Raw genomic sequence first — 16679 nt, 5'->3', positions numbered from 1 at the left:
GTCACACCCGTTCCCATACCGAACACGGAAGTTAAGCTCTTTAGCGCCGATGGTAGTTGGGGGCTTCCCCCTGTGAGAGTAGGACGTCGCTAGGCAATCTAAAGTCTGAGAATTTTTTCTCAGGCTTTTTTATTTTTTAGGCTGTCTTATACAATCGATGTATAGGACAGCCTTTTATCTTCAATGAGTAAATGTTTTTGTAGCGAAAGCATAGCGACAGCAACAAATATTTTCTGTGCGAAAGCGAAGCGACAGCAACAAATGTTTTCTGTGCGAAAGCGAAGCGACAGCAACAAGTACGCCAAGGTGAAATCTAAAATTCAAGGGCGTTTCGAAGATTATTTAAATAAGACTGACTAACCGGTAGCTCACTTCCATCCTTTAGAGTGACAATAAAATTGGAAGTAAGATCGCGAGCCATTTTTTTTATGAAATGAATATTAACAATATAAGATCTATGGATGCGAATAAAAGATGAAGGTAGACGCATTTGAAGTTCTTTAAGTGTAATGCTTGTTTTAAATTGTTCTCCCTCCACATAAAACCACGTTTTTTTCTGCAGACTTTCAATATGAGAGATTTTTTCAATCGCAACAGGATTCCATTCCTCTTCTTGTTTTCCAGTTAAAAATTGAAAGGGCTCTAATTTCTTTTCGGTAAAGGTTGAAGGTAATACTACAACAAGTGCTGCAGGCACATCTAAAATGTTTATAGGATAACCTATCCCATAATAGGGCGTTCCGAATAAGGAATTATCTAAAATGGCGTCTGTCCGTTTCCTTGTGCGTAGTACTTGCTCTGCAATGCTGCCAGATTGTACTTGCTGGCCTACTTCTAAATTAATGTTTTGATGTTCAGAATGAAAATAAATATAGGAGTTTTCTGCAGCAATTGCAATGGATGAATTGGCTGGAACCCAGTCTTTTAACATTGAAATAAACTGTTGTGAAATATCTTTTGGCAAAGAATTAAACTCATTATTCATTGTGAATATCCCCCTTGTTTGTAAACAGTTTACCAAATTTCGTCGCCAAAAAAAGCAGTTTCATCATTAAAATTTGGCATTTTATCTAAAAATAATGAAAATTCAGATGTTCTGTTATATATTAATTTACAACAAATAATCCTGTTATGGAACAGCAAACTAAAAGTTTTTTAACAGAGTATATTGTATACAAAGGGGAAGGTGGAATTTCAATATGTCAACACGTCAAGAAAAAATCCAAGCATTAGAAAAACAATGGGTAGAGAACCCTCGATGGGCAGGTATTGAACGCGGATATTCAGCTGAAGAGGTTATTAAGTTACAGGGCTCTGTTGTACTTGAACAAACTTTAGCAACTAAAGGTGCGGCTCGACTTTGGAAGTCTTTAAAAGAAGAACCATTCATTAATGCATTAGGTGCATTAACTGGTAATCAAGCTGTACAACAAGTAAAAGCGGGATTAAAAGCAATCTACTTATCAGGCTGGCAAGTTGCTGCTGATGCTAACCTTTCTGGTCAAATGTACCCTGACCAATCCTTATATCCAGCAAACTCTGTACCAGCAGTAGTTAAGCGTATCAACCAAGCTTTACAACGTGCAGACCAAATCGATCATGCTGAAGGACGTGTAGATCAATTTGATTGGTTCGCTCCAATCGTAGCGGATGCTGAGGCTGGCTTCGGTGGTCCTCTAAACGTATTTGAGCTTGTAAAAGGAATGATTGAAGCTGGAGCTGCTGGTGTTCATTTAGAAGACCAATTAGCTTCTGAGAAAAAGTGTGGTCACTTAGGTGGTAAAGTTTTACTTCCAACACAAAATGCTGTTCGTAACTTAATTGCTGCTCGTCTTGCAACAGATGTAATGGGTGTTGATACAATTTTAATTGCTCGTACAGATGCTGATGCTGCTGATATGGTAACATCTGATATCGACCCGCGTGATGCAGAGTTTATTACTGGTGAACGTACTCCAGAAGGCTTCTTCCGTACAAAACCGGGCATCAAACAAGCGATTGCTCGTGGTTTAGCTTATGCGCCATATGCAGATTTAATTTGGTGTGAAACTTCTAAGCCATCTCTTGAGGAAGCTCGTGAATTTGCTACAGCTATTCATGCTGAATTCCCAGGTAAATTGCTAGCATACAACTGTTCACCTTCATTCAACTGGAAAGCAAATTTATCAGAAGAAGAAATTGCAGAATATCAACGTGAGCTAGGTAAATTAGGATATAAATTCCAATTTGTAACATTAGCTGGTTTCCACGCATTAAACCACTCTATGTTTGAGCTTGCGCATGATTATAAAGATAATGGTATGGCTGCATACTCTAAGCTACAACAAGCTGAGTTTGCATCAGAATCAAAAGGTTACACAGCTACGCGCCATCAACGTGAAGTAGGTACTGGTTACTTTGATGAAGTATCTCAAGTTATCTCTGGTGGTACTTCTTCTACAACAGCAATGGCTGGCTCTACAGAAACAGAACAATTCGTATAAGTTTCATAAAGTACGCGTATTCCTAAATTCATAATCATAGATTAGTATCCTCCGCTCCTCCTAAAGTGGGGGATACTACTTAAAATCGCAAAGGTGGGGGAAACAACTGATGGAACAAGCAACAACAGGTAAGCTTAAAATTGTTGGGGAGCAAAACGAGCAAACAAAAGAAATTTTAACACCAGAAGCCCTTGAGTTTGTTCTTGCCCTGCACGAAAAATTTGATGCTCGTCGAAAAGAGCTATTAGAGGCTCGTCAAGAACGTCAAAAGCGTCTTGATGCAGGTGAGAAACTCGACTTCTTACCAGAAACAAAGCAAATCCGTGAGGGAGATTGGACAATTGCACCTCTTCCAGCAGATTTGCAAGACCGTCGAGTAGAAATTACAGGACCTGTTGACCGTAAAATGGTAATTAATGCTTTAAACTCTGGTGCAAGAATGTTTATGGCTTGCTTTGAGGATGCCTCTGCTCCGACATGGGAAAACATGATTGGCGGTCAAATTAATATGCGTGATGCTATTAATAAGACAATTGAATTTACACAAGCATCTAATGGTAAAACATATAAATTAAACGAAGAAACAGCTGTATTATTAGTTCGTCCACGTGGTCTGCATTTACTTGAAAAGCATGTACTAGTGGATGGTCAACCGATCTCTGGAAGTTTCTTTGATTTCGGGCTGTATTTATTCCACAATGCTAAAAACGCATTGGCACAAGGTACAGGACCTTATTTCTACCTACCGAAGCTTGAAAGCCATTTAGAGGCTCGCTTATGGAATGATGTCTTTGTGTTTGCACAAGATTATATCGGAATTCCTCAAGGGACAATTAAAGCTACTGTATTAATCGAAACAATTTTAGCAGCATTTGAAATGGATGAAATTTTATATGAACTACGTGAACATTCAGCTGGTCTGAATTGTGGACGTTGGGATTACATTTTCAGCTATATCAAACGTCTGCGCAATCAACCTGATGTAATTTTACCGGACCGTGGACAAGTAACAATGACTGTACCATTCATGAAGGCATATACGTCTCTATGTATTCAAACATGTCATAAACGTAATGCTCCTGCGATGGGCGGTATGGCAGCACAAATCCCTGTAAAAGGGGATGACGAGGCGAATGCTGTAGCGTTTGCAAAGGTTGCAGAAGATAAACGTCGTGAGGCAACAGATGGCCACGATGGAACTTGGGTAGCGCATCCAGGTATGGTTGCAACGGCAATGGAACAGTTTGATGCGATTATGACGACACCAAATCAAATCCATAAAAAGCGTGAGGATGTAAATGTTAAAGCAGAAGATTTAGTAGCTGTTCCAGAGGGGACAATTACATTAGAGGGTCTTCGTATTAACTGTAGTGTAGGGCTTCAGTACATTGCTTCTTGGCTACGAGGCAACGGAGCTGCACCGATTAACAACTTAATGGAGGATGCTGCAACAGCAGAAATCTCTCGTACACAAGTATGGCAATGGATTCGTCATCCAAAAGGTATCTTGGATGATGGTCGTGGGATTACATTGGCCTTTGTACTAGATATCTTGGATGAAGAGCTTGTGAAAATTAAAGAGGCTGTTGGGGAACAAGTCTATAACGGTGGCCGCTATGATGAAGCTGCAGAGCTGTTTAAATCTTTAATTGAACAAGATGAATTTGCGGAATTCTTGACGCTTCCAGGTTACGAAAAATTAGCTTAACTTACTTTCAGCAATCGCTGGAAGAAGTAAAACCTCCAGCCGATTCCGGACGGTTATAATTGATTTGAGATACGAATCTACTAAACGAACATATCCAAACTTTCCTAAATTGTTGTGGACTAAACTCGAATGGCGTCCACCTTATTCCACTATTGTAACGAATGGGGTCTGTTCCCCCGTTCCTTACTGAAAATTGAACACGGTTACAAAAAAGGGGTCTATATTAAGAGATTTAAAAGGGGTGAAGGATGTCTTACGAGCTTAGATGGGGGCTTGTAAGGCATTTTTTTTATCTTCTATAACATTGTAAGGGGGACATGAAATGCGAAATAACGAAATATTATTGGTTCCTGGACCGACACCGGTAGTTGATGAAATTTATGATGCATTAGCCAGTGAAACGAGGGGGCATACAGATCCACGTTTTGTTTCAATCTATAGAAATGCCATAGAACAAACAAAGAAATTATTTCAAACAGACGGCGAAGTTTTTGTAATAGCCGGATCTGGCACACTTGCTATGGAAATGGCTATTGTCAATACAGTTGGCAAAGGAGAAAAGATCCTCGTTATAAGTCATGGTTATTTTGGTGACCGATTTATACCATTAGCGAAAGCTTATGATATTAATGTAGAGGTACTACAGGCTGAATGGGGTAAACAAGTTGAAATATCTGCGGTTGAAGAAAAATTGGCAGAGGGGAATTTTAAAGCTGTAACTATTACACATGCAGATACATCTACAGGTGTAGTATCCAATTTGGATGCATTAGTACCAATCGTTAAGAAAGCTGGGGCACTTGTTATTTTAGATGGAGTTGTAGCGACAGCTGCTCTTGATGAAAATATGAGCAAGGAATATGGCCGTCCTGACTATAAATTGGATATTGTTTTAACAGGGTCACAGAAGGCAATTGGTGTACCACCAGGTTTAGCAATTATCGCCTTCAATCAATCTGCTTTAAAGGCACGTGAGGCATTAGGTTCGATTCCGGCCTATTATAGCGATATTAAAAATTGGATTCCGGTAATGAATGATCCAGGGAAATACTTTGCAACTCCTCCTGTAAATTTAATTTATGCATATGATGTAGCGATGAACATTGTACTAGAAGAAGGAATTCTAACACGAGAGGCACGGCATGTTGCATATGGTTGTGCAATAAGAGCTGCCTTATCTACATATGGTATGGTAGCATTGGCAAAAGAAGAAGTTGCTGCACCGACACTTAGCTGTTTACTTTATCCTGAAGGGGTAGAGGATGCAAAGTTCCGTACAAAACTAGCAGGAAAAGGTGTGATAGTAGCTGGTGCACTAGCGCATTTAGCAGGAAAAGCCTTCCGTATAGGGCATATGGGCAATACAACTCCTACAATGCTTGAAGAGGCAGTAAGATTAATAGGGGAATCATTAAATGATTTAGGATGTACAGTTGATATAGAACAAGCTGTTGCATGTTTACAAGAAAAATTAGCAATTGTTGCGAAATAGCTACTGTTGAAAAGAGATGTCTCACGATGTAATTGAGACATCTCTTTGTCGATTAATTAACTACAGCGAGCACAAAGCCGTCATAGCCTTTATTGCCAACGGTTTGTATAGCTGTTGATTCAATTCGAGATTCTTCTTGCAATAAGTCTATAAACTGTCGCACACCTTGTACTCGTTCGTCTTCACTTTTTTCATCAACAACAGCGCCATCGCGCACTACATTATCAGCAATGATTACAGCCCCTGAATTAGCCAATTCTAATGCCCACTTCAAATAGTGTGGATTATTAGGTTTATCCGCATCAATAAATATTAAATCGAAAGGTGGAGCTATTTTTTTTAAGGTAGGTAACGTTTCTAATGCGTCTCCAACTATAATTTCAACTTTATTTTCACAGCCAGCATTTTTAATATTTTGCTTAGCTACAGAGGCATACTCTGAATCAATTTCAAGTGTGTATATTTTACCTTCGTTAGGGAGAGCACGTGCCATCCAAATACTACTATAACCACCAAGTGTTCCGATTTCTAAAATGTTTTTTGCACCTTTTATTTTCGCTAGTAAATGTAATAGCCTGCCTTGAGTTGGTGATACATCAATCTCCGGAATGCCTGCTGCTTTATTAGCTTGTAATACTGCTTCAAGTTCTGTGTCCGCCGGTATTAGTTTTTCCATAAAGTACTCATCTACATTATTCCAAACATTAAAATTAGTCATCAAACAGTCCCCGTTTCCGTATTTTTTCGTGCAAGCTTGTATGTAAAGCGTATGATAGAATGAATCATAATAAAAATATATTATTATTATTAATTCATAACTATAGGTTATGGTATGAGGTGGAATCGTGAATATTCATGGATTAAAATTGTTTTATCAAGTTGCTACAACAGGTAGTTTCACGAAAGCGGCAGAATTACTTCATATTAGTCAGCCGGCAGTTTCAAGCCAAATAAAAAAATTTGAGCATGAGATTGGCGTTCAATTATTCAAGCCGCAAGGACGGGGCGTAGTATTAACTGAATTCGGAGAGGCTTTAGCAGAAAAAGCAAAAAAACTTGTTATGCTTGAAGAACATATTGAATCATTCATTGAAGATTATCGTCTTGCTAAAGCAGGAACAATACATATAGTTGCTACATACTTACCAGCTAACTTTCTAATTCCTAAGTGGGCCGCTGCTTTTAAAGGGGCAAATGAAGATGTTAATTTAGTCATTACGACAACTAATACCCAAGATGCCTTCAAGCAGTTAATACAGTATAAAGCTGATATTGCTATTTATGGTGGTGGTATCTTAGAAAGACCGGAAGAAGTAGCCTGGGAGGAGCTTTTTGAGGATGAATTATGGTTTGTAGTCGCACCTGATCATCCTTATGCAAATCTATCCATTTCACTTGCTGACATGATGAGAGAGCCTTTTATTATGCGAGAGGAAGGAAGTTCAATGAGAGAGCATCTTTTTTCTTTATGTCAAACGTATCAAGTCAAGCCACCTAAAATCGCACTACAATTTAATGGAATCAATGAAACGATTCGTTCAGTAATGGCGGGCTATGGTGCAAATTTTATTTCGTCACTAGCTGTGCGAGAGTATGTTGATAGTGGGCAATTGGCAAGGGTTTATGTAAAGGATGCTCACATTAAACATAAAATTGCAATTTGTACAAGAAAGAATGAAAGGCATAGCTTACTTGTGCAAAAGTTTATAGAAACTGTTAAGAACTCTCTATAATTGTAATATCCCTTTCTTTATGCACAAAAAATGATTATTTGTTATATTAATTATATAACAAATATGGAGATGATATTAATGTTTATTCAAATAGAACCACAATCTGATGTACCAATTTATGAACAGGTAACTCGGCAAATTATTGAGGGAATTGTAAGAGGGGATATGAAACCCGGAGATACTCTGCCATCTGTCCGTAATTTAGCGGCTGATCTGGGTGTGAATATGCACACAGTAAATAAAAGCTATCATGAGCTAGAGGAAAAGGGCATCATTACAATTAGAGCCAAATCGGGTGCTATTATTCGTTCAACAGAGGAGCGAGCGTTAACTCCTGAACAATTACAAAAAATAGAAAAAAACTTAAAGCCTGTTGTGGTAGAAGGAATGGTGCTCGGCGCAACAGTTGAGCAAATAGAGCACATGATAAAAAAAGTATTTGCTGATTTGGAAATGCCAGCAGAAGGAGTGTAGCAAATGCTACTTGCCATTTTTTCAACTATCTACATCATAACATTAGTTCTACAAGTGTTTGTTCCGTTTATAGTACGAGAGACAATCGTTTTTGGCGTTACTGTACCTGAACAAAATGTAAAACATCCCACGTTACGTAATATGAAAAAGCATTATGCTCAAATCGTTGGAATTTCTGGTGTCATGTTTTTAATGTTGATGATTGTCAGCTATTATTACTTTGCATCATCTGAGTTCATGCAAAGTATTTTACTGCTCGGATGTTTATTTGCAATGCTTGCAGTCAGTATGACATTATATTGGATAAACCATCAAAAAGTTATAAAGCTTAAAAAGGAAGAGCACTGGGGCTTGAACATCAAACAAGTTCGTGCTGTTGATTTAACGGCACGCAGTCGAGATGAAATGCTACCGTGGCCATTTTATATAGTGCCATTTGGTATTACGGTGTTTTTAATTATTTTCACATTCCTCCATTATGACCAAATACCGGATCATATTGCTGTTCACTGGGGACCAAGCGGTGAAGCGGATTCTTGGAGAAGCAAAACATATTTTACTGCGCTTTCACTGCCGCTTGTTATGCTGATGTTGCAATGTATGATGTGGGGAATTGTAGATTCCATAAAGCGTTCAGCAATCAAGTTGGCTGTTAATCGTAAAGAAGAATCATTGGAAGATCAGCTAAAAAGTCGAAAGTATATGAGTTGGAACATTATGTTATTAAGCTATGCCTTTACAATATTATTTACAGTATTACAGCTCAGCAATATCTATCCTTCGATGACTACAGGAAGTAGACTATTACCGGTATTTATGTTGTTCTTATTGCTTGTTCTTGGCTCAGTCCTTGTTTATGCATGGAAAAAACGTAAGCTTAGGGTGAACTACGGGGACAATGTCGTTTCAGAAGTAATGGATGTTGATGAGGATCGGTACTGGAAGGGCGGATTAATTTATGTGAATCGCCAAGATTCTTCCGTTTTTGTAGAGAAACGCTTTGGGGTCGGTTGGACGATGAATTTTGCAAATCCACGTGGTTATATCGTAATAGGTTTGCCGTTATTTATATTGCTGTTGATTTCTTTCTTTTCGTTATAATATAAAAAAATGGAGCGGATTTTTTGTTAGAATAATGTACCGGAAACAAGTTGGATGGAGGTAGACATGAGTGAAAATTCTCGTTGTAGATGATGATGTACATATTTTACAGCTAGTGAATATTTATCTGACAAGAGAGGGCTATCAGGTGATACAGGCGGAAAACGGACAACAGGCACTTAAATTACTTGAAGGAAACTTGCCTGATTTGGCTATTGTAGATGTTATGATGCCGGGAATGGATGGTTTTACATTAACCGAGACATTGAGCCAAGATTACGATATCCCTGTATTGTTATTAACAGCAAAAGGTGAGCTTGAGGACAAGGAACGCGGGTTTTCGGCAGGCTCAGATGACTATGTTGTAAAGCCTTTTGAACCTAAAGAATTGCTGTTTCGCATAGCCGCGATATTGCGTAGATTAGATAAGAAAAATGAGGTAACCATCCATGTGGGCAGGCTAGTTATTGATCGTCGAAGCTTTGAGGTTGTCATTGGGGAAGATACACTTGTTCTGCCTTTAAAGGAATTTGAATTATTGGCATTACTAGCTTCTCGCCCGAATCAGGTGTTTACACGTAGTTTTATTATGGAGCAAGTGTGGGGCTATGACTACGATGGAGATGAGCAAACTTTAAATACGCATGTGAAGCGGATTCGTGAGCGTCTGCATCGTTATGAAACAGGTGTTGAGATTACTACAGTACGTGGTGTTGGCTATAAGCTTGAGGTTATTGCATGATGAAAACGTTATATAGTAAATTTGTTGTCACGACTATGCTTGTTATGGTCGGCAGCTTGTGTATCGGCTTTTTAGCGACAAATACTTTTTATCATCAAGTTGTGAAGGAAAAAAACGATGCTAAAAATGTGAAAATTGCGCAGGATATTGCGAAATACATTGAGTCGTCAAAGCCTAACGATTTAGATAATTATTTAACGACTCTTGGTGAAATAGGTTATCAAATCTATGCAACAACCGGTGAAGAAGGACATTTCTTCGGCGGTAAGTACCGTGATAAAACACTACCATCTAATACAGTCGAGCGTGTTTTAAACGGAGAAGTTTATCATGGTATGCGTGATTTTCCAAAAGAGACTTTTGTGACAGGCTTTTTTGCGAATGAGTTAATTAATACGATAGGTGTGCCATTTACTTATGAAAATAAGAAGTATGCACTGTTCGTTAGACCTGATATTCGCTTGTTGTTCTCTGAGGTGCATACGATACTTGGTGGACTTATTCTTACGATGACAGTACTTAGTCTATTGGCAATGCTACTTTTTGCTAAGGCACTAATTCGCCCTATTACACAATTAACAGAGGCAACACATCAGCTTGCACATGAAAAATTCGATACGCTCCTGGATATAGATCGAGCAGATGAGATTGGACAATTAGCAGATAGCTTTAATGTCATGACCGGAAAATTACAAGAAAATGATCGAATACGTAAAGAGTTTATCAGTAATGTGTCCCATGATTTTCAGTCACCATTGTTGAATATTCAAGGCTATGTAGATTTACTAAAGAATCCCTTGCTGACCGACCAGGAAAGACAGGAATATACAACGATTATTGAGCTAGAGACGAAACGCCTATCGACATTAACTAAGCAGTTACTTTTACTAACATCACTCGATCAATCTACAAGGATGCTAAAGCGTGAAACTTATCGTTTAGATGAGCAATTAAAGGAAACAGTAAGAAAATATCGCTGGAAGCTTGAAGAAGCAAATGTACAATTATCGTATCAGCTTGAACCAATAACATATGATGGTGATGCTGGACTATTACAAAATGTTTGGGATAATTTATTGACGAATGCTATTAAATATAATGTCGAAGGTGGAGAAATTCATATTCACTTGCAAGAATCCCTAACTTCAGTTGAAGTAATCGTCGAGGATAGTGGTATAGGGATGACTGCTGATCAATTACAAAAGGTATATGATCGCTTTTATCGCGCGGATGCTTCCAGAACAAAGCAAGGTACTGGGCTTGGACTAGCTATCGTGAAGCAAATTGCTGAGCTACATGGAGGAACGGTTCATATGGAAAGTGTTATGAACTCTGGCACAAAGGTCCATGTTCACTTACCAAAATTGTAATGATGAGTTCATGTAAAGTTCATGTTCACGAGATAAACTGCTACTAAGTTAAAAAAAGCTTAGGGGGAGTTATCGTATGGAACAAAAATGGAGTATACGCCTTATTCGTCTTGCTGCGATTTTTGCCTTATTGGGAACGTATCTAGGCTCACATATGTCCGGTTCAGGTAGTTATCAATATAGACCAATACATGCACATATTCTGCTTGTAGGTTGGTTAAGTATGTTTGCATGGGGTATTTTCTATCGTGCCTTCAAAGTGAAATCACAAAAGTTAGTGACAGCACATGGTTGGACAGCTATTCTCGGCGTTTTTGGTTTAACACTGGGTATGTGGTTCTACAATATAAATCCATTTAATTTTAGCAGTACATTTACATTGATTTTCTTTATCGTAGGTGGGACAACACTATTAATTAGCTTTGCGTTATTCATCGTTGTAACATTTATGATAAATCAAAAAGAAGAAATGAAAAACTAGAAAATACCGTGTCACTGTCTTAGTTAGGCAGTGACACGGTATTCTTTATGAAGAACAGCTTTATTCGGTTCATTACTAAAAGTTAGGGATGATTTTTGTTAAAACATATGTCATACATATAAGTTGATTGGAGTGGAGGCTGGGCGACTCCTTGGGGATCACAGCGTCGCAGATGAGACCCTGGAGCGAGCAGACAGAGGAACGAAGGCTAAAAGCATCACGTCCTGTGATAACGCCTTCGTGATCAACATCGTGTTGCCCCAAGCGGCTCATCGGACGCCCCCAGGAAGCTCTGCTCTGCGCGAAAGCGAAGCGTCAGCGGCAAATGTTTTATCTGTGCGAAAGCGAAGCGTCAGCGGCAAAGCGCCCAGCCGGAACGGAAATCAACCTCACGTTATGCTTATAATCCCTTTATTTCATATTTTCGAGAGACTTCTTAAGCCATTTTGTTGCTTCGGTATAATCCTGTGCAACACCATGTCCTTTTTTGTAAAGCATACCAAGCTGGAATTGTGCTTTTTGATGCCCTTGATTGGCAGCTAGTCGATACAGTTGGGCTGCTTTCGCAAAATCCTTCGGTACCCCTTGTCCATGACTGTGCATTTGAGCTAATTGAAATTGTGCTTTGGCATGTCCCTTATCGGCAGCTTGTTCAATCCATTTCGCGGCCTCTGTATAATCCTGTTCGACACCTTTTCCCTTATCAAATAAATTACCGAGCTGATACTGGGCACCTGAATGTCCTTGAATGGCCGCTAGCCGATAGCAGCGTCGTGCTTCTTCTAAGTCCTGTTCAATCCCCAATCCGTGCTCAAATAATACCCCTAATTGATATTCAGCCTGAATATGGGACTGATCAGTAGCAGCTCTCCACCATTTTACTGCTTCAACATAATTCAATTCGGCTTCATATAATAATCCAAGCTCGTACTGAGCATCAGCATATCCCTTTTCAGCAGCCGCTTTGAAGTAAGGGAGAGCTTTCTCTGGTTGCTGAAGTTGGTAAACATAAATACGTCCTAGCTCAAAGCCTGCACTTATATGTCCATTATTAGCGGCTAACTGTAACCATTTTTCAGCTAAAGTTATATCGTTTTCTTTGACATAGAGCACACCGAGACAGAATTGAGCATTTAAGTGTCCTTTATGTGCTGCGAGCTTAAACCATTTTATAGCCTCTATGCGATTCTGAGGAATACCTTGACCAGTGTTATATAGCATTGCCAATTGAAATTCTGCATTTGTATGGTCTTGAAGTGCAGCTAAATGGAACCATCTCGCAGCTTCTTCAAAATTTTGCGAGATGCCACGACCTTTAAGATACATATAGCCAAGATTATACTGAGCACTTGCATCACCAGCTAATGCAGCCATTTCAAAATAGGCTATGGCTTCCTCATAGCTTTGCTCGACACCAGTTCCATTGTGATAGAGGAATCCAAGGTTATTTTGAGCACTTGTATTCCCTTGATTAGCTGCTAGCATGTACCATTTTGCTGCCTCGGCAAAGTTTAGCGGCATACCAAGTCCTTGATTGTATAAAACACCCAGATTGTACTGTGCATCTGCGTTCTCTAAATCTGCAGCAGCTTTATAATAGTGAGTGGCTTCTTCATAATTTTGTTCAACGCCATGACCTAAATGATAGATCACGCCTAAGCTATAAAGCGCGTTTGCATCATCTTGCGCAGCAGCACGTTCATACCACATTTTTGCAACTGCATAATCTTTCTTAACACCTCGTCCTTGATTATAAAGCACGCCTAGATTATATTGAGCACTTGCATTCCCTTGTTTTGCGGCAAGCTCAAACCAGTCCGCAGCACTTTTGTAGGCCTCGGTAGATTGGTCATTTTGAAGTAGAGTATTTAAATCAAAAACTGAAGTTATATCTTCAAAGCTGGAGCCTTTGCGAATCAATTTTGCCTGTAAGCTACGGTCATAGCGTTCGATAAACCATTCTACAATATCACTTATATAATCAAGAACAATTTTTGCCGCTTTTACCTCCACAACTTCACAACTATTACTAGAAGTCATTTTGCTTACAAGATTCATTAATAAATAAATACGACGTGGATGAATTTTTGCAACAAAGCTACGATTATTGAGTAATGATCGAATATTTTTTAGCTTCGGCTCTGAATGCATTTCCAGCTTATAAAACTCATATAAAATTTCCTCCAGTACAAGGAGTGATTTTTGTAGAGAGAACGCTGGCTTTGAAATGGCGAGCGAGCTAGCATCTTGTAAATTTTTAGCTAATTTAATGAGGGATAAAGCTTTTAATTTCTTACATTGATCTTGGAGAGTTTCATATTGAATGACGATAGTACTCACCTCTTTCATAAAATTCTTCTTTGTATGCTCATCACTGAAATCTGGATATTTAATTTGTTAAAACGTATACCATACGCTACGATGATATCCTCTTTTTTCATATATCGGGAAAATACCGTTATTGTTGAATTGTCCTCGATACATGATACTATTTGTTATAAGGAGATTCGTTGAAATTCAGTAACATTTACTTGAGAGTGCATCTGCCAAAGTTTCATGTTATCCGGGGGATAGAAATGATGAAAAATATAGCAGCAATTATACCAGCCTATAATCCACAACAGTCACTCGTAACCTATGTGCATCAATTATTAGCCACTACCATTAGCCAAATTATTATTGTCAATGATGGCAGCGATCAAAAATATGCAGGTGTATTTGAAGAGTTGAAAAAGATTGACTGCTGTCGTGTGTTAGAACATGAACAAAATATTGGTAAGGGAGGCGCACTAAAAACAGCCTTTGCCTATGTAACGGCGCAAAGAGGCGTGTTTCAAGGTATCATTACAATAGGTGCACATAGCCAACATACTTTACAAGATGTAAAGCTAGTTTTAACGATGACAAAGGTATTTTCTGAAGGAATTGTGTTAGGAGTGCGTAACTTCCATTCTTCGGACAGCACGTTTTTATCATATTGGGGTAATCGTGCAACAAGTTTGTTTTTTGAGGCCCTTTATCATAGAAAATTAATGGATACACAAACAGGTTTACGGTTTATTTCTATAAAAGAGTTACCATGGCTGATAAATGTAAAAGGTGAACGATATGACTACGATACAAATATGCTAGTTGCCGCACTTAAAAGACAGTGCCCAATTTTTGAAGTAGAGATAGGACAGTTACGAATAAAGAAAAATACAGTTATACAGTATGATGAAATAACAAATGCAGGGTCAATTATTGCTAAAATGCTTATGAATTATTTAAAACCAGGGAAAAATAACGGATAACTTAAGCCTCTGGACGCAATTATGCAAGGAGTAATTGATTTTGAAATAATGTGCTAGGATAAAGAATAATAATTACTCAAGAACGTAGCGAGTATGGAAAGAGGGAGCAATGATGATGGAATATTCTGATCAAGTGAAAAATCGTGTGAAACGGATGGAAGGTCAGCTACGTGGAATTTTAAAGATGATGGAAGACGAAAAGGACTGTAAGGCAGTCATTACTCAATTATCGGCAGTACGTTCAGCAGTAGATCGTACAGTAGGTGTAATTGTTAGTACGAATCTTTTAGAATGTGTACAAAATGCTGAAGGTGATGGCGAGAAAATGAATGAAGCTATTCAAGAGGCGGTCAATTTAGTTGTAAAAAGTCGTTGAAACAAAGAGAAGCCCACCTGATAGAAATGACCATTAATATATAAAAAACTCACTAAAAAAACAGGGTGAGTTTTTAATTTTTTACAAAAATATAGTTTAATTCGATACTTATATTTTATTTATGGTAGTTTGTACCTATTTGTTGTATTTTGATTACATGGTTAAAAGTCATTGTTAGTGAACTTGTCCGATAGTTTCGTAGTTACTTTCTCTGTTATTCTAATTATAAGAATAAAACAGGGAAGGTGATTTATTATGAAAAAATGGTTGATAAGCGGAGCTGCATTACTGATGTTAAGTCCAACGGCAGCCTATGCTCAAAGTGCAGACGCTCGTACAGTAAATACTTCCCCAGTGATTGCTTATAATGTAGTAGCTAATACCAAAGTAACAACTTGGGATCAATTCACAACAGAAATCGTAAAGCAACTAAATAATTTCGCTACCGAAATTAAAATTACATATAGTGGACCAATGAATGATTTTAAAAAGAAATTTATGGAGTCCTTTGAAAAAGCGCAGGAGCAAGCAGTCTATGCGAGTGGTAATATGGAAAGTACCACTATTTCTGCAGACTCAACGGGCAATGTCACGTTTAATGTGAAATATTTGACAAACCAAACACAAGAAGCGGCCGTTCAAAAAAAGGTCGATCAAATATTAAAAACAATCATTAAGCCTTCGATGACAGAATTCGAAAAAGTAAAAGCGATTAATGATTATATTGTGTCAAATACAACATATGGTACTAAAACAAAGGCGAGTCCTCATAGTGCTTATGCATTGTTAATGGAAGGTCAAGCTGTATGTCAGGGCTACGCGTTAACAGCCTATAAAATGTTGGAACAAGCAGGATTCGACACAAAGTATGTTGTAGGCTATGTTAATGGTAACGAGGCACATGCATGGAATTTAGTAAAGGTTGATGGGAATTGGTATCATTTAGATACAACATGGAATGATCCATTACCAAATCGTTTCGGCGCTTCTTCGTACGATTATTTCTTAGTAACGGATGCACAGCTTAAGAAAGATCATAAGTGGATAGCTTCAGATTATCCTGCTGCAACGAGTACAAAATATAGCTATATGCTAAATGTTCATTTCGCATATCAGGTTAATAATACACTTTACTTTAGTAATACAGCAGATAACGATAAATTGTATAAACTTGATTTAACAAGTGGTAAAAAAACAAAGGTTATTGATAAACGTGCATTGTATGTTACAGGTGCGGATAACTTTTTATATTTCAGTGATTATAGCAACAGTGGCTACTTAACAAAATTAAATCTTAATACATTAAAAACTGAGGTGCTCGCGAAGCAAGTAGTTTCTGATTTAAGAATTAATGATAGCTATTTAGTTTATAATGTTAATGGCAAAGAACAGCAGCTTAAAATAAAATAAACTTTAAATATTCGTA

At 38.1% G+C, this 16679-nt stretch carries 15 protein-coding genes and 1 rRNA gene; 13 read left to right on the top strand and 3 right to left on the bottom strand.

What is annotated here, in order from left to right; genetic code table 11:
• A 5S ribosomal RNA gene (gene rrf, locus ACQKMV_RS15775) occupies positions 1–95 on the top strand; the annotation flags it as partial.
• A gap of 218 nt (positions 96–313) precedes the next feature.
• On the opposite strand, the gene ACQKMV_RS15770 is transcribed toward rrf, so the two are convergent.
• Positions 314–985 (bottom strand): LytTR family DNA-binding domain-containing protein, encoded by a 672-nt coding sequence (locus tag ACQKMV_RS15770; RefSeq protein ID WP_427505093.1) that lies wholly within the window; start codon positions 983–985, stop codon positions 314–316.
• 214 nt (positions 986–1199) lie between these two features.
• On the opposite strand from ACQKMV_RS15770, the gene aceA reads away from it, so the two are divergent.
• The 3 genes from aceA to ACQKMV_RS15755 all read left to right on the top strand — a co-directional run bounded on the left by aceA (position 1200) and on the right by ACQKMV_RS15755 (position 5683).
• Complete coding sequence (gene aceA / locus ACQKMV_RS15765; RefSeq protein ID WP_427505092.1) at positions 1200–2483, top strand: isocitrate lyase; 1284 nt, start codon at positions 1200–1202, stop codon at positions 2481–2483.
• 109 nt (positions 2484–2592) lie between these two features.
• Positions 2593–4191 (top strand): malate synthase A, encoded by a 1599-nt coding sequence (aceB, locus tag ACQKMV_RS15760; RefSeq protein ID WP_427505091.1) that lies wholly within the window; start codon positions 2593–2595, stop codon positions 4189–4191.
• 322 nt (positions 4192–4513) lie between these two features.
• Positions 4514–5683, top strand: coding sequence for a pyridoxal-phosphate-dependent aminotransferase family protein (locus ACQKMV_RS15755; RefSeq protein WP_427505089.1), 1170 nt, complete (start codon positions 4514–4516; stop codon positions 5681–5683).
• 52 nt (positions 5684–5735) lie between these two features.
• On the opposite strand, the gene ACQKMV_RS15750 is transcribed toward ACQKMV_RS15755, so the two are convergent.
• Entirely contained in the window at positions 5736–6401 is a 666-nt protein-coding gene (locus ACQKMV_RS15750) for an O-methyltransferase (RefSeq protein WP_427505088.1), read from the bottom strand.
• A gap of 127 nt (positions 6402–6528) precedes the next feature.
• On the opposite strand from ACQKMV_RS15750, the gene ACQKMV_RS15745 reads away from it, so the two are divergent.
• The 6 genes from ACQKMV_RS15745 to ACQKMV_RS15720 all read left to right on the top strand — a co-directional run bounded on the left by ACQKMV_RS15745 (position 6529) and on the right by ACQKMV_RS15720 (position 11584).
• On the top strand, positions 6529–7416 hold the full coding sequence (locus ACQKMV_RS15745; protein WP_427505086.1) for a LysR family transcriptional regulator: 888 nt from the start codon (positions 6529–6531) through the stop codon (positions 7414–7416).
• Positions 7417–7494: 78 nt separating this feature from the next.
• Positions 7495–7890 carry a GntR family transcriptional regulator gene (locus tag ACQKMV_RS15740; RefSeq protein ID WP_427505085.1) on the top strand — a complete coding sequence of 132 codons (396 nt, stop codon included), beginning with the start codon at positions 7495–7497 and terminating at the stop codon, positions 7888–7890.
• Positions 7891–7893: 3 nt separating this feature from the next.
• The gene (locus ACQKMV_RS15735) at positions 7894–8991 is read left to right on the top strand and encodes a DUF1648 domain-containing protein (RefSeq protein ID WP_427505084.1); all 1098 of its coding nucleotides are present in this window, start codon (positions 7894–7896) and stop codon (positions 8989–8991) included.
• A 70-nt stretch (positions 8992–9061) separates the two neighbouring features.
• Positions 9062–9733, top strand: coding sequence for a response regulator transcription factor (locus ACQKMV_RS15730; RefSeq protein WP_427505083.1), 672 nt, complete (start codon positions 9062–9064; stop codon positions 9731–9733).
• Positions 9733–11103, top strand: coding sequence for an ATP-binding protein (locus tag ACQKMV_RS15725; RefSeq protein WP_427505099.1), 1371 nt, complete (start codon positions 9733–9735; stop codon positions 11101–11103). The genes ACQKMV_RS15730 and ACQKMV_RS15725 overlap by 1 nt, the downstream gene beginning before the upstream one ends.
• A 76-nt stretch (positions 11104–11179) precedes the next feature.
• Positions 11180–11584 carry a hypothetical protein gene (locus ACQKMV_RS15720; protein WP_427505082.1) on the top strand — a complete coding sequence of 135 codons (405 nt, stop codon included), beginning with the start codon at positions 11180–11182 and terminating at the stop codon, positions 11582–11584.
• A 411-nt stretch (positions 11585–11995) separates the two neighbouring features.
• On the opposite strand, the gene ACQKMV_RS15715 is transcribed toward ACQKMV_RS15720, so the two are convergent.
• Positions 11996–13933 carry an SEL1-like repeat protein gene (locus tag ACQKMV_RS15715; protein WP_427505081.1) on the bottom strand — a complete coding sequence of 646 codons (1938 nt, stop codon included), beginning with the start codon at positions 13931–13933 and terminating at the stop codon, positions 11996–11998.
• Between the two features lie 227 nt (positions 13934–14160).
• Between ACQKMV_RS15715 and ACQKMV_RS15710 the strand changes: the two genes are divergently transcribed.
• From ACQKMV_RS15710 to ACQKMV_RS15700, 3 genes are all read left to right on the top strand, one after another.
• On the top strand, positions 14161–14877 hold the full coding sequence (locus ACQKMV_RS15710) for a glycosyltransferase family 2 protein (RefSeq protein WP_427505080.1): 717 nt from the start codon (positions 14161–14163) through the stop codon (positions 14875–14877).
• 115 nt (positions 14878–14992) lie between these two features.
• Positions 14993–15253, top strand: coding sequence for a metal-sensitive transcriptional regulator (locus ACQKMV_RS15705; RefSeq protein ID WP_427426228.1), 261 nt, complete (start codon positions 14993–14995; stop codon positions 15251–15253).
• Between the two features lie 255 nt (positions 15254–15508).
• Positions 15509–16663 (top strand): transglutaminase domain-containing protein, encoded by a 1155-nt coding sequence (locus tag ACQKMV_RS15700; protein ID WP_427505079.1) that lies wholly within the window; start codon positions 15509–15511, stop codon positions 16661–16663.
• Positions 16664–16679: the final 16 nt, after the last annotated feature.

The sequence above is a fragment of the Lysinibacillus sp. NPDC094403 genome (assembly GCF_050278745.1).
Lineage (GTDB): Bacteria > Bacillota > Bacilli > Bacillales_A > Planococcaceae > Lysinibacillus.
This window is presented reverse-complemented; position numbering and strand designations above follow the sequence as displayed.